The organism is Agarivorans gilvus, from assembly GCF_001420915.1.
Lineage (GTDB): Bacteria > Pseudomonadota > Gammaproteobacteria > Enterobacterales > Celerinatantimonadaceae > Agarivorans > Agarivorans gilvus.
Genome location: NZ_CP013021.1, coordinates 528454 through 554329 on the forward strand (window position 1 = coordinate 528454; position 25876 = coordinate 554329).

Here is a 25876-nt window from a genome sequence, read left to right on the forward strand (position 1 = left end):
CAGCGAACCGATTTTCAATCATCAGTTGATAAACACGGGGCGTCCATATATGTCTCAATTAATTATTTCAAACCGACAGGCCCTTAATATCTTCTAGCTCCACCGCTTACTCATTAAACTCAAGCAACCATTCGCCGCCTTGATATACATCTACTTGCTGAGCAGCTAAGAGAAAACCACTAGCGGTTTGCTTGCCTAACTCAATAACCTGACCATTAAAATAAGCGGCCTTTATTGTTTTGCTTTTAACTAGATTAGCTAGCTCTAGCTGATAAGACTTTACATTCGGAGCATCTTGATACTGCCCTTTGGCTGGGTGGATACGTATTCGTAAACTATCAGCAAGTTCAGCACTAAACTGAGTTTCCTGAATAGCTTGCTGTTGATAGGCGATAGTTGCACCGTCATCTTCTATTAATTGACCTTTTGCTTGGCCACTTTCATCCAGCACCACCAGCAAATCTAGCGTCGCTTCATTCTCAACTTGTCGCGGCACTATATGGCCCGCTTTAACAAACAACGGTAAGCGGTATATTTCATTTATATATAAAGGCTGCTGTAGTTGCTCACCGCTACTGTTAAACATTTGCTTGGTACGGTAATCAAACCATTGTCCTTTGGGTAGATAAACCGAGGTCTCTTCAGCCTTATCCTTAGCTTCCACGGCTACCAATAATGCATTCCCGATCAACTTCATCGAACCATTCGATCTAGCTTGAGGATCTTCTTGATAAGCATAAACTAAAGGTGCAACAACGGCTTTTCCTTCGCGCCACGCCCTATGCGCCAGGGTGTAATAGTACGGATTTAAAGCATAGCGCTGCTTAACATTGAACAAGTTACTGGCAGTATCGCCAATTCTGTCTGGTGCGGTTTCTTTGCAGTTACACAGGTTTTGGGTGTGCGGCCTTACCGGTACATCGGTAAATAGCGCCGCGGCAAACCATTGGGTATATTGCTCATCCCAAGAGGTACCATGAAACCCGCCAATGTCTGAGCCAAAATAATCAATGCCCGACAAACTCATATGCATTTGTGCATTAAAGTGGCTACGTAAGTTAGCTAAATTAACTCCTATATCGCCCGACCACATCGCCACACCATAAGCTTGGCTGCCTGCTGTACCAGAGCGGCTCATAATGAACGGACGCTGCTGGCGCTGGTTACGTTGATAACCCTTATAAATACTTCGACTCCACAACAGGTTATACAAGTTATGGACACTTTGATGGTCATGTTTCAGTTCGCCATCAATATTCACCCCTGCATACCATGCTTTACGCTGGTAAAGCTCGGGCTCACCTAAATCGGTCCAATGGGCAATCACTCCATCATCAATTAGGGCTTCACGGCGATAGTCATGCCAAAAGGCTGCACCTTTATCACTAGAGTAATCCAGCATACCGCCCTTACCCCACCATGGATTGTCTTTTATGTAAGCAGGCTCCATGCAAGGCGGAGCACAACTACGGGCCAATGCACCCGCGTGAGCAAGTGAATAGAACTCATTAAGCTCGCCGCCAATATATGGTTCTTCAATAACCATCACGCCAATATTACGCTGCTTTAATTCAGCTATTTTTTGCTGATGATTGGGGAAGTTTTTCTCGTCCCAGGTGAGAGAGCCCATTTGGGTATAGTTAGAATTTTCTTTAATTCCACCAAACCACTGTAGATCGAGCACTACACCCGAAAGCGGAAATTGCGCTTTATGTAAGCTAGCAAGTTTACTGTCTAATTCTTGCCAATTATCAAAACCGTATTCCGACAACCACAAGCCAAACATCGCCTTGGGCGGAACTGGCGGCTTACCGGTCAACGCTAAGTAACGAGAACGTAAATCAGCTAGGTTTTCTCCCGCAATCAGGATGATTCTGGCTCGCTTACCTTTGCCTTGGATAGAATATGGTGCTTTGGTGAAATCAAATACTAAAGGCTGAACATGGTCAAAAAACAAGGCTAAGTTTTGTTTACCCTCGCCCAATAAATACATAATCGGAATTTGGGTATTGCCTACCGCACCTTCACCTTGATACACCATAGCATTACCCATGCGATTACCCGGAATACGCTTACGGCCTATCCAATCGCCGTCGGCATTCCCTTGGGTATTGTGCTGCTGACCAAGGCCGTAAATCTGTTGAATTCCCCCTTCGCTTAAGCTTAACTTCCACCGATCTACTTTCTGCGACTCTAAACATAAACGGCTAAGCGCTTGCTTGGAATGTGCAGCATCTACTAGGGACAAACAGCGGCCTTGCTCAACAAGATTCAGTTGATACCAAGGACTAGATAGGGACTCTTTAATAGGCAATAAAGGAAGCGCTTCATTGTGCGAGGTTTCTAGCATTAAACTAGGCTCAAAAAAATTAGGCTGCTCAACACCAGCAGTTAGAACTAGCGTATGCTGATTGAGTATTTTGCTTTGCCACACCTGCTTAGACGCTTGAGAGGCCTGAGTTCCAAAACCCAGCCATAGTACAAGCAAAAACTTGCTGACTAGAGACCAACTCATTTTCATATTTGTTCCCTCAATAAAGAGGTAGATAAAATGCAAACTGTAACTATAAAAACAAAACCAACAATAACACCTTTCTGCCATAGTTAACCTAGAGCCAAGCTCAAAAAATCTCGACAATTTAAAGAGATAAGCTAAATCAGCTGGATTCACTTAGCCCTAGCCAAAGTCTCAGCATGGCTGATGATTGGGTAAAAATAAATGAGGGAAATTAAGCGCTATTGAGCAAGCAGCGGCATCGGCTTAAGCCAGTGGTGCGCTTATGACCCAGGTGTTGATGGTATTGTCGCAATAGGCGCTCTTTACCCACCGCTCCGGAAAAGTGTTGTTCAAACTCACAACTTAGGCTTAACCATTGCTCCGCGGCGATGCCTAAGCGTTGCATGATTGGGCTAGCCTCTAAGCTTAAGTGGCCTCGCTTGTCTTCTCGAACAATGCGGCCAGTGCTGTCGACTAATTCTAAGTAATGGTGTAATTGAAAAGGTAAACCTTGGGGCATGTTGTTTCTGGGGTTACCGACAAAGGGAAACAGTGTTTTAGGTTGGGCTTTCTTTTGTTGTACTGCCTTGGCTCTTAACTTAACACTGGTATGCTTGGATGATTCAGGCGTTGTTTCCATTTTTGCCCTGATTGGGTTTAAGTCCACATACGCAATACAAGCCATGAGCGCCGCTTCATCGAGTAAGGCTTGAGACTTAAAACGCCCTTCCCAGAATCTGCCTGTGCACTTATCTTCTTTATTCGCTTGTCTGGCAATATGTTCATTCAGTTGGCGCATAAACCAACTTAAGTCATAAAGGCGCTTACGGTAAATTTCAGCGGTATCGTTAACGCACTGCAGTTGGCTGGCATCGAGTTGGGCGCGAAGCTCTGAGTTTAAATACATTTGGGTAAGTAAAGTGCCCTTGTGCAGGCGATGCCAGCGCTCAAGTACCTCTTGTATTGACCAAGCCTCAGCTTGTTGTTGATTCACATGCAGGACGATATGAGTGTGGTTACTCATCACCGCATAAGCGCACACATCAATGGCGAATACTTCTGCCAGCCTTAGCAAGTAGTCTTCCACCCACTGGCGGCGGTGTTCATAACTCTTGCCTGTTTGCTTATCTTCACCACACAAATAAGCCCTTCGAACACAGCGGGAAACACAGGTATCATCCAAACTCACTTGCGATTTTCTAGGCTGAGGCATAACAAAAGCTCCACGCTAAGGCTTTGCTTAAGCGTAGAGCAGTGGCGAATATTTCGTCATATTTGAATCAATACGGCGTTATTTTCCCAAAAGGATTAAAAACACTGCAGGAGCAGCTGCCCGCCACATTGGAAGATGCCGATAACGGCTTATCAACGGTAATACGCAGCCTGCTGCAAGGGCTGTATGATGACATTAAGATAATCTCCCGTGATATCGACTCGTTAACTGATGAGTTAACACGCTTGGCAAAGCATCATCCTCGCTATCAAGCTTTGCTAAAAATCCCCGGCTTTGGTCCCATTGTCACCGCCAGCACAGTAGCGGAGGGAAGGCTAAATTGATGGGCATGACTAAAAACGGCAACAGAGAACTGCGAACATTGTTGATTCATGGTGCCAGAGCAGTGCTACGGTTTGCAGCTAAGCGTCAGGATGCAATGGGACGTTGGCTTAACGGACTGGTTGCTCGACGAGGAAAAGTTAACGCGGTCGTGGCACTGGCAAATAAACTCGGCAGGATCGCCTGGCGGCTCATAAGCGGAGATCAAGAGTTTCAGTTAAGCCGGGCCTTTAAAACGGCATGAATATAGAAAAAAAGAGTAACAGAACTGTTTAATTAACTGATTAGGCAGAAAAAAGAGATATAAACGTCACCCTAGAGTTTGCAAACCTTGATGGAAAAACGGTTATCCGTCCCGGCAAGAGCCTGAGAATAAGACGAGGCATTTTATGCCGTGTGGGTGTATAGGCGGCCGGGTTCGGATCTCATCATGGCGCAGGGCATATTAATGAATCGCCCAACTTAAAGACGCCGGATATATGTCAGCGAACCAATCTTCAATCAAGAGTTGCAAAACACGGGGCGTCCATATATGTCTTATATAATTTCAGCCGACAGTTAACAAAGCTCGAAGAAACTTAAAGCTCAGACAATTGGCATTGCTCAGTTATCTCTTGAATTAGAGAAACTGAGCTATCGTGAGACAGTGCTGCAGTGCCCGGCGCTTTTGTTGTTGCAAGTACGGTTACGGTGAAAAGGACTTTACCATCAACCACTGCCCACAAGCCTATGGTCGAAGTGTTTGAGTTATCTCCAAGTCGGACATTCCATATAGATGTCCGACTCTCGATATCGACCCAGTGACTTCTTTCTGACGAAACTAAATCTACCTTATGGAACATGTCCTCAGCCCATACTCGCTGATATTCTTTATGTGTCAACTCAAGCCTATCCTTAGCATTGGAAGCCTTATTTGAGGCTGCGTATAACGTTGACTCATGCTCGTCTCTAATTACACCAACAGAAAGATTTACCCAGTGTTCCTCTAGTTCTAATTCAACATCATACTTAGTGTCATTGCCAAATTGCCTTATTGAGGGGATAACTGCGCTTCCATCAAGCGTCTCAATGTCGCAAGTTAGGGTTTTGCTTTTAGACCCACAGGCAGTGCTAAACGCGACTAGAAGCAAAGTTACGATCAATCGTTTAAGAGTCACTCTTAGCCCTTAGGTTATTCTTGCTATAAATGAAGGCTACTAGGTAAGAGCTAGCTAATGCACCGATGAATATCAGCAAACTTTCATATCCAAGGGTCAACCTAATAACTGAAGTTAGAATGGATGCACAAAGTAGCGCAATGACGATAGGGAATCGCCTTATGTCTTCCATAGAAAGCGTCCCTTCTGCCTTCGAGGTAAAAGTCTTTTTTACATATAGATGCAAAAGAGGGACACCAACAACGAGCCCAAATATAAACCAAATCATTAGTAATCAGCCAAATCTAGCATTCCTCTAAGCGCCAACTCTTTTTTTGCCTGTTTTGCACTGGTTGTGGCGCACATATTTAATCCAATTACGGCGATAACAAATACGCCGAGCATTCGACCGCCGATTTTGGTTATTCTTCCTTTTAGCCCTAGTTTCTTTGCAACTTCCAGCAAAGGGTTTGATGTGGCAGCTGAGGCAGCAGTTGCTGAAGCTTGGCCTCCAAGCCCTAATGTTAACCCTCCATAAATGCCGCCAACAACTGCTGCAGCACTTACGCTTGGTGTTCCGAAGCCAGCCTCAGTTAGTGCATCAGAGACAGCTTTGTTGCTAGCAAAATAAGACTGAAGTTCTTTGGCAGTCATAGACCAAGGGTGCCAAGCAGTGTTAGCTGTAAACTGGCCCACAATTCCATAAAGATGGCCAGATAACCTTTTATTGGGAAGAGCAAGAATCTCTTGCAGCAAATGCATCTGCCTTTGACGGGGAAGACTTCTGTACATTGCTATGCCTGAAAGAATGACTAACGCTTTTGGTTCATTAGTGAGCTCATTCTGAAATGGTTTTAGATCCATAAGCGCAATAAAAAATTTTAAGGGCTCTGCGTCATGCAGCTTATGTTTATAACGAGTGTCCGTTGCTAGTGTTGAGTTTGCCATGTATCAATCCTAGATAACATTAATTACTGCGAATAATATCAATACAACCGCAATCACCACAAGTGATAACTTACTCACCAAAACATTTATCTCTAATAAAATCAGCCCTAAATGTACTTTTTCTTGATTGCATTTGTTGAACTGTTTTAGAAGTTAAGCCAAAAATTGATAAAGGCTACCTAGAATATGCTGTACAAAAAGCAGAATCAGTTCGGACGCTCCATCGAACTAGTGTCGGTCTACTATATGCTGGAGGAATTAACCCACCAAAGCCCCGCTTTGACATAATCGCTGGTATCGTAGATTGGGCTGATGGATTTGGTGAAGCATTTTTACGAAATCACCAAACTTAGATTGGTACGCAAAAACTAGACTGTGACTTGGCTGTGGCTGGGGGGAATGCTTCGATTAAATAAATCAGAGATTAAATAAATCAGACACCCATTCTAAAATCGCCACACACTAACACCTTTCCCCAACACTTAACCTAGACCACGGCTCAAAAAACCAATAAAACCAACTACATCACTCACACTACGCCGTAAGCTTAAGCAGCCAAACCCCACTCTCACCCACAAAAAAAGCAGCTAACAAGCTGCTTTTTACTGTGCTAAGGCGACTAGCAACATTCTTGTTTTATGCGAACTTAGCCAGCCTTAAATAACTCAAGAAAGGAAATTAAAGTAAATCTTTACCTAGAGAAATCACCACGCGGCGGTTACGTTCTCGGCCTAAAGGTGTGGCGTTTGTGGCAACATGACGGCGTTCGCCATGACCTGACACATCAATGGCACTTTCATCTAAACCGTTAGATCTAAAGTAGTCTTTGACCATATTGGCGCGTTTTTCTGAGAGCTCTTGATTGATCCATTTGCCGCCATAACTGTCGGTGTAGGCGTCCACTAACACCACATCAATATTCGGATCGTGTTTTACATAGTCGCCAATTAGCTGCAAGCGCTGTTTTGAACGTGCGGTTAACTCGTCACTGTTAGACTGATAACTTAATACGGTAAAGGCAATATCCTCGAAAGAATACGGCAACAAGCGCCCTACGCACTTGATAAATTCATCGTATTGTTGTTTGAAGTTAATAGAAGAAATACCCACCGCTGTAGTGGTGCTATTGGCATACCAATCGTTAAAGTAAAACGTCGGCACATTACCGTCTTCTAATTCACTAAGCATCTGCCAGGCGGGCTGCTCGTTTACATAACCGTCAAACTGCTGGTAAAAAGATAGTTCGCTGATTTTTTTCACGCTAGCACCGGGTTTCCAGCGTGGTGGCACACTGCGTAAGGAGACTTGATGAGTTTCAGCGCTAATACGATACATATCCAGATAAAAATCTAGATTAACCTGTTTGGACGCGCGGCTCACAAAGCTAGCCACCCCAAACGATGGAATAATGTGGTCCATACGACACTCAATCGGCGACTGGCTAGACATTACCCATGTAGAATCATCCAACGGTGCGGTATAGGTACGCACGCTAGCCTGGGCAGAGATAGCGCAGATAACAAAAGGCAGCACTAAGTAACGTTTCATTCGCAAAAATCCTCTCTTCTCGATAAATTATCGGCCCATCCTCGATATTCTTTAAAGCAAATTCGCGATTCTTTGCAGCTTTTGTAATAATGCGCGCTTCTATTTTCAGTTTCCCACATTATGACCATTACAGAACACACGACTCAGTTAATGTCTAGCCGATTTCGCGGCTATTACCCTGTCGTTATCGACATAGAAACCGCAGGCTTTAATCCAAAAACCGACGCCATGTTGGAGATTGCCGCTTGCTTGCTTACCTTTAATTCAGCGGGGGAGCTGGAGGTACTACAAAAAATTCAATTTAATGTAGAGCCTTTTGAAGGGGCTAACTTAGAGCAGGCCGCGCTAGACTTTACCGGTATCGACCCCCATAACCCCTTACGTGGAGCGGTAAGCGAAGAACATGCCTTAAAAGAAATGTTTAAGCCGATCCGTAAAGCCTTGAAGGCCCATGGTTGTAATCGTGCAGTAATGGTGGCGCACAATGCCGCTTTTGATATGGGCTTTTTCAATGCGGCGGTAGAGCGTTGTAATATTAAACGTAATCCGTTTCACCCTTTTGTGAGCTTTGATACCACCAGTATTAGCGCCTTGGCGCTAGGCCAAACGGTATTAGCTAAGGCTTGCCGTGAGGCCGGATTAGAATTCAGTAATCAAGAGGCGCACTCAGCCCTATACGATGCTGAAAAAACCGCAGAGCTTTTCTGCTTAATCGTTAATAAATGGCAAAGCCTAGGTGGCTGGCCTCTCCCCCAACCTTCAGAACAGAATGAACAAGCATGAGCCTATTAATCAACCCCGTCGTATTATCCGTATGTTTGATGCTGGTGCTGAGCCTACTTAAGGTTAACGTTATTATTGCACTGACGGTGAGCGCATTATTAGGTGGTTTACTCTCAGGGCTAAGCCTGAGTGATACTATCAAGGCTTTTGAAGGCGGTTTAGGTGACGGTGCTGAAATCGCCCTAAGCTACGCCTTATTAGGCGCCTTTGCGGTAGCAATTTCGCGCAGTGGCCTTACTGACTTAATAGCACACAAAATTATTCGTAATGTGGAGCAACATCGTGAGACCCATTTGTCACTAGTAAAGTGGATGATGTTGGGTGCCATTATTATTATGGCGGTATGCTCGCAAAACCTAGTACCGGTGCATATCGCCTTTATTCCTATTTTAATTCCGCCACTCACTGCTGCGTTTAATCAACTGAATCTAGACCGACGTATTATTGCCTGTTGTATTACCTTTGGCCTTGTTACCACCTATATGTGGCTGCCCTATGGCTTTGGTAGTATCTTCTTAAATCAATTGCTCTACGGCAATATTACTAGCGCTGGCTTAAACATAGAGCAAAGCCAATTGCCACTAGCGATGACTATTCCAGCCCTTGGCATGGTGTTAGGCTTGTTACTGGCGATTTTTGTGTCATACCGAAAGCCTCGTCAATATCAGCATGTCGAGCGTGATGTATTAGTGCATAGTGAGCCCGTGACCACGCCTAGCGCGGTCCGTAGTATGATGAATATCGCTATTATCGTAGCGGCATTGGCCATCAACGTTTATACCGGCTCTATTATTATTGGTGCTTTAGCCGGCTTTTTAATGCTCACTACCGCCTCGGGGATCCGCCCGCAAAACAGCCAAGACTTGTTTATTGAAGGCGTTAAACTAATGGCCTTGATTGGTTTTATCATGATTGCAGCAAATGGTTTTGCCAGTGTGATGAAAGCTAGCGGCGGCGTGCCCGATTTGGTGGCTAGCGCTGAGCAAATTCTCGGTAGCAACAAGGCCTTTGCGGCAGCAGTATTGTTATTAATGGGCCTATTGATCACCATGGGGATCGGCTCGTCATTCTCAACCATTCCTATTATTGCTGCGATTTATGTACCGCTTGCGCTATCTTTAGGTTTTTCTGAACTAGCCACGGTTGCCCTTGTTGGTACCGCTGCAGCATTGGGTGATGCCGGCTCGCCCGCATCTGATTCAACACTTGGCCCAACAGCGGGTTTAAATAGTGACGGGCAACACGACCATATCTGGGATACTGTAGTGCCAACCTTCTTGCATTTTAACCTGCCGTTATTGGTTTTTGGTTGGATTGCAGCTATTGTCTTATAAATTTTAATGGTTTGTTTTAACTAACAAAAATACTTAAAAGCACGCTTGCTAAATGGAAACACAAATTGACTGAACACGCCCTACCCTTAGAAATGCTGAGCCCGCAATATTCGTTAAGCGAACTGCAACTGTCATCCAGCCAACAATGGCCTCAGTTGCTTCCTCGGCTTAAAGCCAGCATCGAGTTTTTTGCGACAACGAGGTCTGCTCAGCCTTTTTTGGTGTGCCAAGCCGCAAGTTTTTTTGATTTACCAGAGATCTTTGCCCAGCTTTCGCCGAAGTCACAGACAGTAGCCACTGCCTACGCCCTTATTTTCAGCCCTAATACTCCTAGCAAAGCTGTTTGCCTGTCACTAAGTGAACAACAGTATCTCAGCATTCAACAAACCCTAGAGCAACAGCGCCTTGCCACCGCCGAACGCTCATGGGAGCAGGCGCTAGCAGATTTGCTTGAGCAATTTGAAGGCGAACAAACAACCGCGCTGTATCAGGCATTAACAGCCTTAAAGCAATACGTGCAAACCCAGCCGCAAGCCATGTCACCAGAGGCTGGTATAAAAGTATGGCGTAGTAGCAATGAGCTACTTTATTGCCACCAGTTCAACCGCCAGCAGCTATTTGGCGAACAGCTGATGCCAGCAAGTGGTCAAATGGCAGGCTTGGAACAGCTTAATCTCGGTTTAATCGCGAAAGCGGCCTCGGGTATTTTAGTGGTAAATGCCGATGACATACTGGCAGAGGCAAACCTTTGGTTTGAGTTAAAAAGCTGCTTGAAAACCGCCACCTTCAGCTGGGACAAATTGGCTGGTCATCAACGTTTGTGGCAAGCGCAAGACTTAGCCATTTCAACCAAATTGATCATTACCGGTAATGCAAATGCCATTGCTGACCTTTATCAACTAGACCCAGAGCTGGCCTCGCAATGTCTCATTGAAACCGAACTACCTTTGGATTTAGTGGCAAGCGATGACAACTTTTCGGCCTACCTCAGCCAAATAAATTGGCAACTCCAGCGTGAAGAATTAGCACCTTTAGTTGAGCCTCTCTACTACCCCGTACTGCAACGAGCCGCCTTTTTATGTGAACATCAACAGCTACTGAGCTTGAATATGGCTGAAGTCATGAAACCTCTTCGCCTTATTCAACACTTAGGCTTAAGCCAAGATGCCCAAGGCTTTGAGCAGGCCTTAGATTCTCTTGCCCAACACATAAACGGCCAACAACTATTTAGCGACTTGTCTTATAAAGATAGACAAACCCAAATTAACTTAAGCGGCTCGCGAGTTGGCCAGATTAACGGTTTGTCGGTGATCGACTTCAATGGTCTGGGGCACTCCTTCGGTGAGCCCATCAGGATCACTGCCAATGTTTTCCAAGGCGATGGCGATTTCATGGATGTGGAGCGCAAAGCCGAGCTAGCGGGGAATATTCATGCAAAATCGATGATGATTATCCATGGCTTTCTCAGCGAACTGTTTGCCCTAGAGCACCACTTTCCCTACTCCGCGAATATCGTGTTTGAGCAGTCTTACCATGAGATAGAAGGTGATAGCGCTTCTTTAGCCAGTTGTTTAGCCCTGTTAAGTGCCCTGTCGCGCTTAGCTATTGAGCAAAATACTGCAGTCACCGGTGCACTGGACCAAAAAGGCAATGTATTGGCCGTGGGTGGAATTAACGAAAAAATTGAAGGCTTTTACCGCGTAGGCAAATTGCTGGAAGCAAATCAGCCATTGGCGGTTGTCATCCCTAAGGCCAACCTAAAACAGCTCAACTTAAGCCAAGCAGTGATAAAAGCTTGCCAGCGCCAAGAGCTGAGCATTTACGCGGTGGAAAACATCGAACAGGCTATCCCCTACTTGTTTAAACTAGAGGCGGGTAAGCTTAGCGACGAAAACAGCGTATTAGGTAAAATTTATAAACGGGTAAACGTGGGCAGTGATGAGCCCAGTTTGGCTCAGGCTTTGATTCACAAATTTACCAAGTTAATCAAACTATCTTAATATTTTTAGACATCGGACTTGTTTAGCGAACACCTGTTAGCTAAAGTAGCCGCAAATTTTTTAAAGGTATAATTCATGACTCAGGTTTCGCAAAAAGAGTTAGGTAAAACTAGCTATGAACGCCAAGAGTTGCTTGATTGCAGCCAAGGCCTTTTATTCGGCGAAGGTAACAGTAAATTACCCGCTCCAAATATGTTGATGATGGATCGAATTCTAAAAATCACCCATGAAGGTGGTGAATTTGGTAATGGTGAAATTGTAGCAGAGCTGGATATTACACCTGATCTTTGGTTTTTTGATTGCCACTTCCCTGGTGACCCAGTAATGCCTGGCTGCTTAGGCCTAGATGCAATGTGGCAATTAGTGGGCTTCTTCTTGGGCTGGAGCGGCGGGCCAGGTAAAGGCCGTGCTTTAGGTGTTGGTGAGGTTAAATTCACTGGCCAAGTTCTGCCTACCGCGAAAAAAGTCACCTACCGCATTCAAATGAAGCGCGTGATTATGCGTAAATTGGTAATGGGTATTGCCGACGGCGTAGTGGAAGTTGACGGCCGTGAAATTTACTCTGCTAACGATTTGAAAGTTGGTTTATTTACCGATACTTCTAGTTTCTAAGCTAAAGAGTACTAGCCAAAAAAAAGCCCTATCAAGGGCTTTTTTTATATCTTGTTGTTGATGTTAATGATTGTCTAGTCCCGAAACGCGTTCTTCAACAGCCTCACGCCACCCACCGTACCAATGCCCCCTGGCATCTGCTCCTCCATACGGACAGGTCTCTTTTGACCTTCCTGACAAACCTGCTTGATATCCTTTGGCATGCGCTCTTTCTAAACGATCGCGTTTTTGTCGTTTCATAGACTTCTTCCTTATCAAGATCAGAAAACAAATCAGGAGTCCAACTGGACTCCTGATCTACTATCGCTTATCGTTTTTAAAAGATCAAAAGCAAATTTTTAAGTATTCGCTAACTATCTGATCTTTTTGTTACAGCTAAAAGATAATTTATTTTTTTATGAAACGTCTCACAAAAACCAGTGGTAACAAGATCAAGCCAAGCCAAATATTAGCCGCTCCTTTACGCTGGTATTTCTGCTCTTCTAAGCTTGGGCAAACCGCCAAATCATCGATATCAGTCACAGCAGGGTTTCTCACCAGCTTCAACAATACCGGGCGAGGATTTACTCCGTAGATAAAATCGTTGGCGGTTTGGTAGTGATAACCACTGGCGAAGATCTCTCCCTCATCGTTAATATGAGTCGCATATTCCATACGGTATAGAGGAAGATGTGCTTCACCGTCTTGCTCATAACAGGTCAACTGGTTAAGCGACCAATTAAAGGTAGTTTCACCGTCTAAATAACGCTGGTAATCCAATAACATCGCAGTTTGACGTCGAGTAGTACCGTTATAAGCGGGCTGCTCTTCGGTTGCGCCGTCTTTCCAACCAACGATTAGACCGTGATTGTTGATGTCGGCAAATTCGCTGTTGGCCCCGCTAAAGGGTTTATTACGTAGTGGCCAGTTTACTGTCTCATAGTTTTCTGAGCTTTCATTGGCGTCATAGACAAAGCCTTCTACCGGACGGTTACGTGATTTCACTTCAACATAACGGAGGTTACCAACCACTAGGTTTTGTTGGTTAACCGCGTTAGCCCAGGTGTGAGAAACCGAATCATCAAATTGGTCGTTATCACCATCGATACGAATATTGGGAATACGGTTTACTTGATAGCTGCCATCACCGTTGTCGGTGTAAATGGCGGCTCGTCCACGTGATCCGTTATAACTGTCGTAAACATCATCAGAAGACAAACCAACAAAAAATTCGCCGTTATAATCATTTAAGTAGTTATAATTGGGCGCATTGCTATAGCGAGAGCGCGCGTAACCATCAACCAAGGCTTGGCCAGTCACCTCATCACCATCTTGGGCATCGGTAATATCCCATACCCAGGCTTGAGTATTAAAACCAGAACAACGGTAATAGCTTTGCTCTTCACCACGCTGACATTCGCCAAAACTGTCGCTATTTGAATAACCAACACTGGCAAGGCCAATCACCAAAATACGACCGTCTTGTTCTATGGTGGTTAAACCTGCAGATAAGCCACCACGGTCATCGGCCAAATCACCACTGCTATTAAAGGCAGTAGGAAGCAGGCTGACCTTCGCTTGGGTGAATAGGTTGTAAGCAAAACCGCGTTGAATAAACTCACGGGTGTAGTAGGTTTCGGTGCTGATAGAAAATGGCGCTGAGTCATAACCCACCGCCCAGCCTAACTCACTATCAATATGATTAACGCGGGTATCGGTGGTGTAATCACTGTTAGTCTGCTCATCGAAAATAAACAGCTTTTCGTTAATGGTGCTCCATTGAGGTAGTGGCGAAATATTTTTCCCGTCGCTATGGCTGCCGCTAACATTACGTTCGGCAAGAAACGCTAATACGTTAGATTGATACAAGGTAGAACGCTGCTCGCGCAGGCGCTTACGATAAAGATCGTAGAATGACCCTTCACCTTCATTGAACAAACTGCACACTTCACTGGCATACTGACAGCCATAGTCATAAGTGGTGCGATTAGCAAAGTCATAAAAACGGAAGTAGGTTCTAAAGCTTAAGGCGTTGCCGGCGATAAATTCACCGTCTTCGCTGGCGGCCGTTACCACGATGTTACTTTGCGCCTCGCTGAGGCCGTTTTCGGCGCTAAAAGGAATTTCTTCGATTAAGTAGTATGATTCGGTTTGTGCTGCGTGAGCGTAACTTACAGACAACAATAAAGGCGCGAATGCAAGACGAAACGATCGTGTTAGTAGTGATTTCTTCATGAATTTTTTAATTCTTCCAATTCTTCCCAACGCATAAACAGGGCTTCAAGCTGTTCTTCTGCACTGGCTAAACGAGTTAAAGTTGATTGAACAAGATCTTGATCGAGATTGAAAAACTCGGGTTCATTCACTTTACTTTGTAGCTGCTCAACCTCAGCTTCGGCAGCTTCTAATTTTTCCGGCAACTGGTCAAGTTCAAGCTGCAACTTATACGACAATTTTTTAGATTGTTTCACTGGCCGCTGAACGGTTTCAGTTTTTACTGCGGGCTTAACCACTTGGGCTTTTTGCTGTTGCTGCAAATAGCTAATGGTTTCCGTGTAACCGCCAACGAAGGTGTCAACCCTACCCTTGCCATCAAAATACCAAATATGGCTAGCAGTATTATCAATAAAGCTACGGTCGTGGCTTACCAGCAATACCGTACCAGTATATTGACTGACTAGCTCTTCCAGTAGCTCCAGCGTTTCGACATCAAGATCGTTGGTTGGTTCATCCAATACCAACAAATTGGCCGGTTTTAAAAACAACTTGGCTAGCATCAAACGGTTTTTCTCACCGCCCGACAAGGCTTTTACTGGCGTGAAAGCGCGTTTGGGGTGAAATAAAAAATCTTGTAAGTAACCCATAACATGGCGCTTACTACCATTTATCTCTACTTCCTGCTTACCGCCAGCAAGGTTATCTAACAAGGTTTTGTCTGGGTCCAACTCCTGACGATATTGGTCAAAATAGGCGACCGATAAGTTGGTCCCTACCTTTAAACTACCGCCACTGGGCTGCAGTTGCTGTAACAAAATTTTGATTAAGGTAGATTTACCACAGCCGTTAGCACCAACTAGTGCAATTTTATCGCCGCGCATTACCAATAAATCGAGCGGTGAAATGATCGGCTGCTTCTGCCCGGGATAAGCAAAGCTAAGTTGCTCAGCTTCAAATACCACCTTGCCCGAGCGTAAACCATCGTCAATTTGCATCTTAGACGTGCCCTGGCGGTTTACTCGCTCACTACGTTCGTTACGCATTGCTTTAAGTGCTCTTACTCTACCCTCGTTACGGGTACGGCGAGCCTTAATACCTTGACGGATCCAAGCTTCTTCTTCGGCTAAGCGTTTATCAAAAAGCGCGTTTTGCTCTTCTTCTACGCGCAACCATTCCGCTTTGCCGTCTAGGTAAGCATCGTAGTTACCCGGCCAAGAGGTTAATACACCTCGGTCAATATCGATAATGCGAGTAGCTATCTTACGAATAAAGGCACGGTCGTGGCTGATAAATACTATCGTGCCTTTGAAATTAACTAAGAACTCTTCTAGCCACTGGATCGTAGAAATATCAAGGTGGTTGGTAGGCTCGTCTAATAACAAAATATCCGGCTCACCGGCCAAGGCCTTGGCCAAAGCCACCTTACGCAACCAACCACCGGATAAACCTTGCAATGAAGCTTCACCATCAAGGCCCATCGTTGTTAATACTTTTTGTATTTCGCTATCAAATTTCCAGCCATCTAGCACATCTATCTCGTGCTGGACTTGTTGCATGCGTTTTAGTGCTTGTTCACTAGAGTTCTCATCGATGTTAGAGGTAAGCTGATGAAATTCACTCAACAAACTACCAATTTGCGGTTTGCCCGCGGCAACAAAATCAAAGATACGCTGTTCACTAGCCTGAGGCGGGTCCTGTTGCAAGCGCGTAATGACGACATCATTAACCAATTGGCGTTGGCCAGAATCAAGCTGAATCGCCCCTTCCAACACTTGCAGCAAGGTACTTTTACCAGCGCCGTTACGCCCTACCAAACAAACCCGTTCATTACGATTAATTTGTATATTGGCTTTATTTAGCAGCGGTGTATCGCCGTAAGCTAAACAAGCATCTTGTAAGTTAACTAACACGTACAGTTCTCTATAAATTGTTTTAGCTGGCTGGCGTCAAAGGGCCAGTTAAGCCGCTGTTGGCTCGGTTCATGACAGAGCACAGGAATACTATATCGATACTCATCGACTAATGCGTCATCTTCAATTATGTCCTGCTCATGTAACTCTGTAATATTGGGATTAGCCAATATTAAAGCCTTAGCGTCTTCGCATAAATGACAGCCATCGGTACTATACAATATCCATGTCATACAACTAATCCTTGTGAATCATCCAACAGTTATGAATGTGTTTATTGCGTTCAAAATCTGGCGACAAAGACTGATTCGAGATGTTATCTGCGCGCAGGCCTAACTGGCTCAAGCCTTCTTTATCGATTTTAAAATGACGTTTGTTATTGGAAAAAATCAGCTTACCACCGGGATTAAGCAAACGCGAAACCGACTTCAACAAATCAAGGTGATCTCGTTGAATATCAAACGTTTCCTCCATTTTCTTAGAATTAGAAAAAGTAGGAGGATCAAGAAATATCATATCCCAGCGTTGAGAAATCGGCGACTTAAGCCAAGCCATACAGTCGGCGCGAATAAACTCATGTTTATTAATCGGTAGCTGATTTAGGCGGAAATTGTCTTTAGCCCAATTCAAATAGGTATTAGACATATCAACCGTAGTCACTTTATCTGCTCCACCTAACGCAGCATGAACACTGGCCGAACCAGTATAGGCAAATAGATTAAGAACCTTTTTACCTTGGCTATGTTGTTGCAGATAGTGACGCATATTGCGATGGTCAAGAAACAGACCGGTATCTAAATAGTCGGTTAAATTAACATAGAACTGAGCACCATATTCTTGCACTACAAAGCGTTCTTTTTCATCACTTTGGCGTTGGTACTGTTGCCGACCTTTTTGTTGCGCTCGCTGTTTTATCACCAACTTATCATTGGCCACTAAGCCGCTTTGCAACAAACCGGTAAGTAAATCAAGTAAGCGACGTCGCGCCTTGTTGGCATCAATGCTCTTGGGTGCACGATATTCCTGCACCACCATGTAATCGTGGTAGACGTCAACAGCCACATTGTATTCGGGAAGATCTGCATCATATAAGCGGTAACAGGAGATGTTTTCCCGATTAATCCATTTTTGCAGTTTCTTTTTGTTTTTGATTAAGCGATTAACAAAATCAGGCGCGTATTGCTGCTGTTCCGACGAAGCACCCTCGCCGATTTGATAAATCTTTAATACACAGGGCAGCGCCCCGTTAAAAAACTTATATTGCTTATCGCTGCGTAAACGTAGGTAGTCCAGTAATTCTGGCGTCGCAGTAAATAGTGCTAAACGCCATCCCCCATACTGCGAACGAACACTAGCCCCAAAAGAAAGAAACAAACCAATTAACTTAGTTAATTCACCTAAGCGCTCGCCATAGGGAGGGTTAGATAGAATAAGACCCGCTTGCTTAGGAGGGCTGGGTAGCTCGGCTGCGTCATGCACGTGTACCGATATCAGTTTACTTAGACCCGCCCGCTCAATATTGGCTTTAGCAAGCGCCACCATGCGGCGGTCGATGTCATAGCCAATCAACTTCTTATTACACTGCTCTAGTCCCAGCGTGGCGCGGTCTTGCGCTTGTTGTAAAATCTCAGCCCAAGCGGCTTTGGCAAAGTTAGCAAAGCGGGTAAAGGCGAACTCGCGCTCTAAACCAGGAGCAATATCAGCTGCTTGCATAGCCGCTTCAATTAATAAGGTGCCAGAACCACACATAGGATCGATCAGATAGTTTTCCGACCATTGACTGCGAGCCACCAAGGCAGCAGCCAAGTTTTCTCGAACTGGCGCTTCACCCTGCTCACTGCGGTAACCACGCCGGTGCAAGGACAAACCGACTAAATCCAAAGATATGGCTAAGTGTTTGCCGGCAATGCGCACAATAATACGTGCATCTTCATCGGTTTTAGCAACATTAGGTCGCTCGCCAAATTGTTTCTTAAATTGATCAACAATGGCATCTTTAACTGTTAAAGCACCAAACTGGCTATTATTAATGAAGTGGTTGGTGCCGGTGCAATGCACCGAGAAGGTTTGATCGACTGCGAAATATTTAGCCCAATTGATTTGATAAGCGCTAGCATAGAGTTCACTTACGTTATCGGCTTGAGTTTCTACCAAGCGCAACAAAATGCGAGATGCAAACCGTGTCCACAAACAAATCTTATAAGCGGTGGGCCAATCACATGTGAAACTCACCCCTGCTACTGTCTGCTTACAGTTTTCTGCACCCAGTGCGGTAATCTCTTCTAAACATAAGCTTTCTAAACCTTTAGCGGTTGAAGCGAAAAAATCTGCCATTTGTCTACTCTATTTGATTAACCCGTGGATTATACCTGTTTTAGTTAAGATCAGTAGTAAAAGCCTCATCCGGCTAAATAATCGGCACTTAATAAAAAAATGCGAATTATATCTTGTAAAATGTCGGCTCACTGCTTACTATGCGCTCCGCATTACGGACGCGGGATGGAGCAGTCTGGTAGCTCGTCGGGCTCATAACCCGAAGGTCGTTGGTTCAAATCCGGCTCCCGCAACCAATTCTTTATTTAAGAATTGTCTAGTTTGAATAGCTAGGCCGTACAATTATTCAAATCACTTAACTTATTCAGTTAAGACCGGACGCGGGATGGAGCAGTCTGGTAGCTCGTCGGGCTCATAACCCGAAGGTCGTTGGTTCAAATCCGGCTCCCGCAACCAATTCTTTATTTAAGAATTGTCTAGTTTGAATAGCTAGGCCGAACAATTATTCAGATCACTTAACTTATTCAGTTAAGACCGGACGCGGGATGGAGCAGTCTGGTAGCTCGTCGGGCTCATAACCCGAAGGTCGTTGGTTCAAATCCGGCTCCCGCAACCAATTCTTTGTTTAAGAATTGTCTAGTTTGAATAGCTAGGCCGAACAATTATTCAGATCACTTAACTTATTCAGTTAAGACCGGACGCGGGATGGAGCAGTCTGGTAGCTCGTCGGGCTCATAACCCGAAGGTCGTTGGTTCAAATCCGGCTCCCGCAACCAATTCTTTATTTAAGAATTGTCTAGTTTGAATAGCTAGGCCGAACAATTATTCAGATCACTTAACTATTCAGTTAAGACCGGACGCGGGATGGAGCAGTCTGGTAGCTCGTCGGGCTCATAACCCGAAGGTCGTTGGTTCAAATCCGGCTCCCGCAACCAATTCTTAAATCGCTAATCACTTCCCTATTTAGTTCTAACTTCTTCAGAAGCCATACAGGCCAATGTTTTCCAACTGAACTCTTGCAGGTTGGCTCATTACAAACATCGCGGCTTCGGCAAGATCTTTTACCTGTAACCAGCCTTTCTTTTGCTCAGATTCGCACTGTGGTGCGGGAACCTGCACCAAACCCGGACACAAACTATGTACTTTAATGCCATGTTGACGCACTTCTTCTTGCAACGCAGCAGCCAAACCCAAAACAGCAAATTTAGCAGCGCAGTAAGGGCCCGCATTCGCGTAGCCATGTTTAGCGGCCTGAGAAGCAATATTCAGAATAAATCCACTTTGCTGGTTTTTCATAGTGGGCAGTACTGCTTGGCTCATTAGAAATGTACCTTTGGTACAAGTATCTACGACTAAATCCCAGTCTTCTTCACTACAGTCTTCAATACTGTCACTCACGCCTAATCCACTGTTATTTATTAGGATATCGATTCTGCCGAACTGATCGATAGCATAGTCTCTCAACGCTTGTACCTGCTGTTTAGATCTTACATCACAGCAAAAGTAGCGCACCGGATGAGCACTACCTTGGCTTAAATGTTGTGCCGCTTGTTGCAAGCGATGTTGATTACGCGAGCTAATAATCACCTTAACTCCGTGTTCGGCTAAGCGCTGGGCGATCGCATAACCAATACCGCTTGCGCCACCGGTAATAATTGCCGTCTTATATTTTGAGCTTTGCATATTTGTCTCGTCTTATAGTTCTAAGTAAGTTGAGTATTTTGCAATAATGCTTGCTACAATCAATACCACAGTACTATTTAACCCGTACTATAGTACGAGAGGCAACGTAGGTTATGAGTGATTTCGCCCATCGTTTAAAAGAGTTAATGGCTGAGCAAAGCATTAGTAGCTTTGCCCGCAAAGTAGAGTTAAGTGAAAGCTTAATACGCAAATATCTGAAAGGCTCGGAGCCGAGTCTAGCTAAAGCCAATCAAATCGCGCAAAAGGCCAATTGCTCATTAGAGTGGCTCGCCACCGGAGAGGGTTATCAATACCGCAAGGCTGAAGTAGTGGATATGCAAGCCTTAGAAAAGGCCGTGCAACTCACTTTAGCCGAAGTCAAATATCATGACTTAAGCGTAGAAAATGAAAAAGTCATGAAAGTGATTGTAGCTACCTACCAGTATTTACGCAGTACTCGCAAAAAAGATGGTTACTTCGATTTAGATGAAGCGAAACCCTTTGTGAATTACGTGATGGGGCTGTGTGATTAAGGCTTAAGCGGTCCGTTAACCCTAGCTTTGAGAAGCAAACTCAGTAACAACAGAAGGTTATTACTGAGTTTGTAGCTACTGCAGCTACGACTTAGATTTCACCATCACGGTAAGGCGCGAGCTACACACCAGATCTTGTTGCTGGTGAATGTCAATTTGCCACACCTGCAAGGTTCTACCCAGCTTAATAGGCTTCGCCTTGGCAACAACTTCACCATTACGTACCGCTTTTAGGTGATTGGCGTTAATTTCTACTCCCACCACCATGGCGTTTTCTCCGGCTACACAATAAGCTGCACAACTACCGATACTCTCTGCCAGTACTACGCTTGCCCCGCCGTGTAATAGGCCCATGGGCTGCTTTACTTTAGCGGTAACGGGCATGCTGGCGACTAAGTAATCATCACCGATTTCACAAAAACGGATATCGAGGAAGGACAACATATTGCCCTCCCCCATGGCATTTAAGCCATCGAGGCTCATTGGAACGTTCCAAATACTCATGACAGCACCGTTAGTAAGATCTGTAGAGGATGTTTTGGTTTGGCGCCTTCAAGGCGTTTAACCTGACTACGGCAGGAGTAACCAGTAACCATACAACGTTCTCTAGGTAACTCGGCCATTTTTTGCTTCCAGCTCAAGTCATAAATCGCTTTAGAGGTTTCATATTGTTTGGCGTCGTGGCCGTAAGTGCCCGCCATACCACAACAACCCACGGCGACATCTTCTAAGCTGGCGCCAAAGCGCTGAAATACCTTTTGCCATTGTTTAAAGGCATCGGCTTTCAGTGCTTTCTCAGTACAATGACCAAATAAATACCAGATGTCTTTATCGCTGGCTTGCAACTGTTCACCGACTTCGGGTGCTAAGGCGTCCAGCCATTCCTGCACCACTTGCACTACAAAGTCACCACGCTGTTCACCTAGGGCGTGCTTGTATTCGTCGCGGTAACACAGTACCAAGGCAGGCTCCACCCCAACCATGGGGATACCCAACTCTGCTACTTGATTGAGAAAAGCAGCACTGGTTTGCGCCGATTTATTAAACTTACTTAAGAAACCCTTGATATGCTGAGGCTTACCATTGGGCTTAAACGGCAATAACACCGGAGTAATCCCCAATAACTTAGCTAGTTTGACAAAGTCTTCAACTAATTCGGCTTCGTAGAAGGTCGTGAACGGGTCTTGCACCACCAATACGGTTTTCTGTTTCTGTTGCTCAGTTAAACCCTGTAGCGCTTTAAAATCATATTTGCTTACCAAGCTCTCAGGTAAACGTTTGGCTAAGGTGGGATAACTCAAACTTGGAATATCAACCATGCCAATGAACTTAGTGATTAGCTGGCTAATCCATTTTGGCTCCATTAGGCTGTTGAATAACCTTGGAGCCTTGGCCATCAGTGGCGCATAGCTTTCTACGTAGGCGACAAAGTAATCTTTAATTGGGCGCAAATAACGGCCATGGTAAATATTTAAAAAGCGCGAACGGAAAGTCGGTACATCCACTTTAATAGGACAGCCGGTAGTACAAGCTTTACAAGCTAGACAAGTTTGCATGGCTTCAAATACTTCATGGCTATAGTCGTATTCACCCTTGGCTTTTGCCATAGTGTTACGGATTTTCAGTAACCACGAATCTGGAGCGAGGGCTCCAGAGTTAAGCTTCTGCTCTTGCGCTAAGGGGTCAACCTGTAAAGCGGCCAGCTGACGTAGCCACTCACGCATTAATCCGGCTCTACCCTTAGGTGAAAAACGACGATCGCCAGTGGCCTTAAATGACGGGCACATGGGACTGGCGGTGTCGTAGTTAAAACACAGTCCGTTGCCGTTACATTCCATGGCATTTTTGTAGCTGTCACGAACTTCTACAGCAATTTGTCGGTCATATTGGCCACGTTTAGTGCCATCAACCGAAACCAAGCCTTCTTCATTGTGCAGCGGAGTACATATTTTACCGGGGTTTATCTGGTTATTAGGGTCGAAGGCTGCTTTGATTTTACGCAGCTCGGCAAACAACTCTTCTCCGAAGAAGGCCGGCCCATATTCTGAGCGGAAGCCTTTACCGTGCTCACCCCACATCAAGCCTTTATACTTAGCAGTTAAAGCGACCACTTGATCGGAGATTTCTCGCATCAATATTTCTTGCTGCGGGTCACACAGATCTAGCGCAGGACGTACGTGTAATACCCCTGAGTCCACATGGCCAAACATGCCGTAATGCAGACCTTGCTGGTCCAATAAGGCTCTAAACTCAACAATAAAATCAGCTAGGTTCTCCGGTGGTACACAAGTATCTTCGGTAAAGGCAACCGGCTTAGCTGCGCCTTCGGTATTACCCAACAGGCCCACGGCCTTTTTACGCATGTTGTAAATGGCATTAATGCTGGGTAAATCGTCACAGTGTTGAAAGCCAATCACGCCAAGCTCGCTGATACCTTCTGCAGACAGAGTGTCGATCAGCGCAGCGACTTTTTGTTGCTGCAATTGCGCGTCATTCTCGGCGAACTCGACGATGTTAATGCCTTGCATATCTTGGTTAGGCACATCTTGAATCAACTCACTAACACTGTCCCACACAACATCTTGTTGGGCTAAATTAAGTACCTTAGAGTCGATAGTTTCAACCGACAGCGCTTGAGCCTCTACCAAACTTGGTGCATGGCGTAAGGCCGAATTAAAAGAATCATACTTCACTGTCACTAGGCTGCGATATTTTGGTATCGCGGTGAGGTCTAACTTCGCTTCAGTAATAAACGCTAAAGAGCCTTCCGAGCCACATAAAATGCGTGTTAGATCGAGGCTATCATCTTCAGGTTTATAGGCATTTTTTAAATCGTAACCGGTCAAGAAGCGATTAAGTTGAGGGAACTTTTCTTCTACCAAGCTGCGTTTATCAACACAGGCATGTTTAACCGCTGCCAGCACTTCGCTTAGCGACTCACGCTGCTGATCAAGCTGATCAAGTTTAATCGCGGCGGTATCTAGCTCTTCACCATTTACCAACACTGCCTTCAAAGCCAATACATGATCACTGGTTTTACCGTAAACCAATGAACCTTGCCCGGAGGCATCGGTATTGATCATACCGCCTAAGGTTGCTCGGTTACTGGTAGAGAGTTCTGGCGAAAAAAATAATCCATGAGGCTTTAATACCGCATTAAGCTGATCTTTAACAATACCGGTTTCTACCTTAACCCAACGTTCTTCTACGTTTAACTCTAACACTCGATTCATAAACTTAGACAAATCGACCACAATGCCAGAAGTTAGGGACTGACCGTTAGTTCCGGTACCGCCGCCGCGCGGAGTAAGCTTGATAGCGGTGAAATGGGTGGCAGAGGCCAAACGACAAAGCTGCTTAATATCGGCAGTATTTTTAGGAAAAACCACTGCTTGAGGCAAATATTGATATACCGAATTGTCGGTAGCCACCGCTAAACGACTGGCATATGAGGTTTCAATTTCACCGGAAAAAGCAGACTGCTCAAGTTTGTTCAGATAATCTAAATAAAGAGACTCTAGCGAATGCTCAGGGCTTAACTTAGGGATCATAAATCCGTTGTCCCACTCTAAGGTATTAAAAATTGGTCGGATTATATCATGGCAAAACCGCTAGCTACACGCTTTTGCGGCTAACAATGTGTTGTGTTGAGTTTCACTTACTCAACAGGATTTAGACAAGCCATGGTTTAAATTCTTAGGAATATTTCTCTGCTTAAAGCCGCATATTAGCTTAGACCAAATCTACTTAACTCAAGCTCCCCTGCTCTATCGCGTGCTCGATATCCGCTTTGCTCATTTTTTTTACCAACAATACAGCGCGCTGTTGTAAGGCGACTTTGTCATTAGGAAACACAATCGCTTTAGGGCCGTCTTCAACAATCAGTTGTTGGCTACCGTTATGACCCAAAATATATCCGCTGGGGTACTCAGTGAAGTTTGCTTGACTCTGGCTAAAACTAAAACCAAAGTCTTGCTCGGTGCGATGAATCACATCACTTACTTCAAATAGCAAAGCGTCTTCAAATACAAAGCTGAGCGAAGAAAGATCGCTGTCACCTATCAGTTGCTGCAAAGTCTCAGTTAGCTGAGACAGTGTGGTTAAATCATTCTCGCCAAAAGGATGAACCTTACCTAGCTCCACAGTAAAGGCCGTCGCATTATGCTTAAAACTGGAGTGATAGCTAAAGGTGGATGCCGGCTGATTCGAGAACAGCACACAATTGACGCCACAAGCTTGCAATAAGGCTAAGTCATTGCGCTTCCAAGGCTGGCCATGAGTAAAAGGATAAACCGCAAATTTTTCATGTTGCGAAGCTCTAATCGCAGTGTGAAGGTCAAGATGATAGGCTTGATGTTGTGGGTATTTAGCGTAAAACTCTGCTACCACTTGTTCTAAACGAGCCGCTCGCTGCGTTTCATAGCAATCTGGGTAATTTCTATATTGCCCAACAAACAGTCGGTTAAGGTTCACCTCCAATTCGCGGCAAGCTTTGAGCATCGCCGGAGGGTTGCCGAGAATGACCAACAAGGGCTGGCTAACACTGATTGTTTGCCGCAGAAGCCCGCTAACCAATTTGTCCAAGCATTCGATGGGGGCGGTTTCATTACCGTGGATCCCAGCGGAAAAAACCAAAGCGCGTTGCCCCTCAACTTGAGGTTCAAATAACAATACCCCAGCATCTAGCATACTCACAGTTGTTCCGTTGTTTAAAGTGAAGCTAAAGCGCTCAGTATCAATGGGCTGATTAAGCGTATATTGCAGAAGCCCCAGCTGAATTAACGGCAGTTCTGACACATCTTATCCTTAAAAATGAATATTCTTAACGATAGTATGCTGGTTTTACAGGCATAAAAAAAGGGAGACA

Annotated in this window: 20 protein-coding genes and 5 tRNA genes; 12 read left to right on the plus strand and 13 right to left on the minus strand. The window is 45.0% G+C overall.

All coding sequences use genetic code 11. The annotated features are described in order from the left end of the window. Nucleotides 1–106: 106 nt before the first annotated feature. Both AR383_RS02520 and AR383_RS02525 read right to left on the minus strand, forming a co-directional pair. The gene (locus AR383_RS02520) at nt 107–2521 is read right to left on the minus strand and encodes a glycoside hydrolase family 31 protein (protein WP_055731709.1); all 2415 of its coding nucleotides are present in this window, start codon (nt 2519–2521) and stop codon (nt 107–109) included. A gap of 208 nt (nt 2522–2729) precedes the next feature. After that, the gene (locus AR383_RS02525; RefSeq protein ID WP_055731710.1) at nt 2730–3710 is read right to left on the minus strand and encodes a transposase; all 981 of its coding nucleotides are present in this window, start codon (nt 3708–3710) and stop codon (nt 2730–2732) included. 41 nt (nt 3711–3751) lie between these two features. On the opposite strand from AR383_RS02525, the gene AR383_RS02530 reads away from it, so the two are divergent. After that, entirely contained in the window at nt 3752–4054 is a 303-nt protein-coding gene (locus tag AR383_RS02530) for a hypothetical protein (RefSeq protein WP_157051625.1), read from the plus strand. Nucleotides 4055–4059: 5 nt separating this feature from the next. Beyond that, complete coding sequence (locus AR383_RS22620) at nt 4060–4296, plus strand: hypothetical protein (protein WP_373869455.1); 237 nt, start codon at nt 4060–4062, stop codon at nt 4294–4296. 1180 nt (nt 4297–5476) lie between these two features. Here AR383_RS22620 and AR383_RS02550 read toward each other — a convergent pair. Both AR383_RS02550 and AR383_RS02555 read right to left on the minus strand, forming a co-directional pair. Further along, entirely contained in the window at nt 5477–6136 is a 660-nt protein-coding gene (locus AR383_RS02550) for a hypothetical protein (protein ID WP_055731715.1), read from the minus strand. 678 nt (nt 6137–6814) lie between these two features. Next, the gene (locus tag AR383_RS02555) at nt 6815–7684 is read right to left on the minus strand and encodes a flagellar protein MotY (protein WP_055731716.1); all 870 of its coding nucleotides are present in this window, start codon (nt 7682–7684) and stop codon (nt 6815–6817) included. A gap of 120 nt (nt 7685–7804) precedes the next feature. Here AR383_RS02555 and rnt point away from each other — a divergent pair, with 120 nt between their 5' ends. The 4 genes from rnt to fabA all read left to right on the plus strand — a co-directional run bounded on the left by rnt (nt 7805) and on the right by fabA (nt 12413). Then, entirely contained in the window at nt 7805–8467 is a 663-nt protein-coding gene (gene rnt / locus AR383_RS02560) for a ribonuclease T (RefSeq protein ID WP_055731717.1), read from the plus strand. Between the two features lie 8 nt (nt 8468–8475). After that, complete coding sequence (locus tag AR383_RS02565; RefSeq protein ID WP_055734944.1) at nt 8476–9801, plus strand: Na+/H+ antiporter family protein; 1326 nt, start codon at nt 8476–8478, stop codon at nt 9799–9801. A gap of 65 nt (nt 9802–9866) precedes the next feature. Then, nucleotides 9867–11801 carry an AAA family ATPase gene (locus AR383_RS02570; protein WP_055731718.1) on the plus strand — a complete coding sequence of 645 codons (1935 nt, stop codon included), beginning with the start codon at nt 9867–9869 and terminating at the stop codon, nt 11799–11801. Between the two features lie 75 nt (nt 11802–11876). Further along, nucleotides 11877–12413: a bifunctional 3-hydroxydecanoyl-ACP dehydratase/trans-2-decenoyl-ACP isomerase gene (gene fabA / locus AR383_RS02575; RefSeq protein WP_055731719.1), complete on the plus strand. Its 537-nt coding sequence runs from the start codon at nt 11877–11879 to the stop codon at nt 12411–12413. A 63-nt stretch (nt 12414–12476) separates the two neighbouring features. Here the strand turns inward: fabA and rmf are convergent, their stop codons facing one another. The 5 genes from rmf to rlmKL all read right to left on the minus strand — a co-directional run bounded on the left by rmf (nt 12477) and on the right by rlmKL (nt 18853). Beyond that, entirely contained in the window at nt 12477–12653 is a 177-nt protein-coding gene (gene rmf / locus AR383_RS21170) for a ribosome modulation factor (protein ID WP_083481474.1), read from the minus strand. A gap of 147 nt (nt 12654–12800) precedes the next feature. Then, on the minus strand, nt 12801–14627 hold the full coding sequence (locus tag AR383_RS02580; RefSeq protein ID WP_055731720.1) for a DUF3466 family protein: 1827 nt from the start codon (nt 14625–14627) through the stop codon (nt 12801–12803). After that, a complete protein-coding gene (gene uup / locus AR383_RS02585; protein WP_055731721.1) occupies nt 14624–16519 on the minus strand; it encodes an ATP-binding cassette ATPase Uup in 1896 nt (631 codons plus the stop codon). The genes AR383_RS02580 and uup overlap by 4 nt, the downstream gene beginning before the upstream one ends. Beyond that, on the minus strand, nt 16513–16752 hold the full coding sequence (locus AR383_RS02590) for a glutaredoxin family protein (protein WP_055731722.1): 240 nt from the start codon (nt 16750–16752) through the stop codon (nt 16513–16515). The genes uup and AR383_RS02590 overlap by 7 nt, the downstream gene beginning before the upstream one ends. 4 nt (nt 16753–16756) lie before the next feature. Continuing rightward, nucleotides 16757–18853, minus strand: coding sequence for a bifunctional 23S rRNA (guanine(2069)-N(7))-methyltransferase RlmK/23S rRNA (guanine(2445)-N(2))-methyltransferase RlmL (gene rlmKL / locus AR383_RS02595; protein ID WP_055731723.1), 2097 nt, complete (start codon nt 18851–18853; stop codon nt 16757–16759). Nucleotides 18854–19012: 159 nt separating this feature from the next. On the opposite strand from rlmKL, the gene AR383_RS02600 reads away from it, so the two are divergent. The 5 genes from AR383_RS02600 to AR383_RS02620 all read left to right on the plus strand — a co-directional run bounded on the left by AR383_RS02600 (nt 19013) and on the right by AR383_RS02620 (nt 19728). Then, nucleotides 19013–19089, plus strand: a tRNA-Met gene (locus AR383_RS02600). Nucleotides 19090–19172: 83 nt separating this feature from the next. Continuing rightward, a tRNA-Met gene (locus tag AR383_RS02605) sits at nt 19173–19249 on the plus strand. An 83-nt stretch (nt 19250–19332) separates the two neighbouring features. Then, a tRNA-Met gene (locus AR383_RS02610) sits at nt 19333–19409 on the plus strand. A gap of 83 nt (nt 19410–19492) precedes the next feature. Then, nucleotides 19493–19569 (plus strand) — tRNA-Met (locus AR383_RS02615). Nucleotides 19570–19651: 82 nt separating this feature from the next. Further along, nucleotides 19652–19728: transfer RNA gene (locus AR383_RS02620), tRNA-Met, on the plus strand. A 43-nt stretch (nt 19729–19771) separates the two neighbouring features. Here the strand turns inward: AR383_RS02620 and AR383_RS02625 are convergent. Continuing rightward, the gene (locus AR383_RS02625) at nt 19772–20476 is read right to left on the minus strand and encodes an SDR family oxidoreductase (protein ID WP_055731724.1); all 705 of its coding nucleotides are present in this window, start codon (nt 20474–20476) and stop codon (nt 19772–19774) included. Nucleotides 20477–20589: 113 nt separating this feature from the next. On the opposite strand from AR383_RS02625, the gene AR383_RS02630 reads away from it, so the two are divergent. Further along, the gene (locus AR383_RS02630) at nt 20590–21009 is read left to right on the plus strand and encodes a helix-turn-helix domain-containing protein (RefSeq protein WP_055731725.1); all 420 of its coding nucleotides are present in this window, start codon (nt 20590–20592) and stop codon (nt 21007–21009) included. An 84-nt stretch (nt 21010–21093) separates the two neighbouring features. On the opposite strand, the gene AR383_RS02635 is transcribed toward AR383_RS02630, so the two are convergent. The 3 genes from AR383_RS02635 to astE all read right to left on the minus strand — a co-directional run bounded on the left by AR383_RS02635 (nt 21094) and on the right by astE (nt 25806). After that, nucleotides 21094–21513: a hotdog fold thioesterase gene (locus tag AR383_RS02635; RefSeq protein ID WP_055731726.1), complete on the minus strand. Its 420-nt coding sequence runs from the start codon at nt 21511–21513 to the stop codon at nt 21094–21096. Next, nucleotides 21510–24560: a D-2-hydroxyglutarate dehydrogenase YdiJ gene (ydiJ, locus tag AR383_RS02640; RefSeq protein ID WP_055731727.1), complete on the minus strand. Its 3051-nt coding sequence runs from the start codon at nt 24558–24560 to the stop codon at nt 21510–21512. The genes AR383_RS02635 and ydiJ overlap by 4 nt, the downstream gene beginning before the upstream one ends. A 196-nt stretch (nt 24561–24756) precedes the next feature. Then, nucleotides 24757–25806: a succinylglutamate desuccinylase gene (gene astE, locus AR383_RS02645; protein WP_055731728.1), complete on the minus strand. Its 1050-nt coding sequence runs from the start codon at nt 25804–25806 to the stop codon at nt 24757–24759. Between the last annotated feature and the right edge of the window lie 70 nt (nt 25807–25876).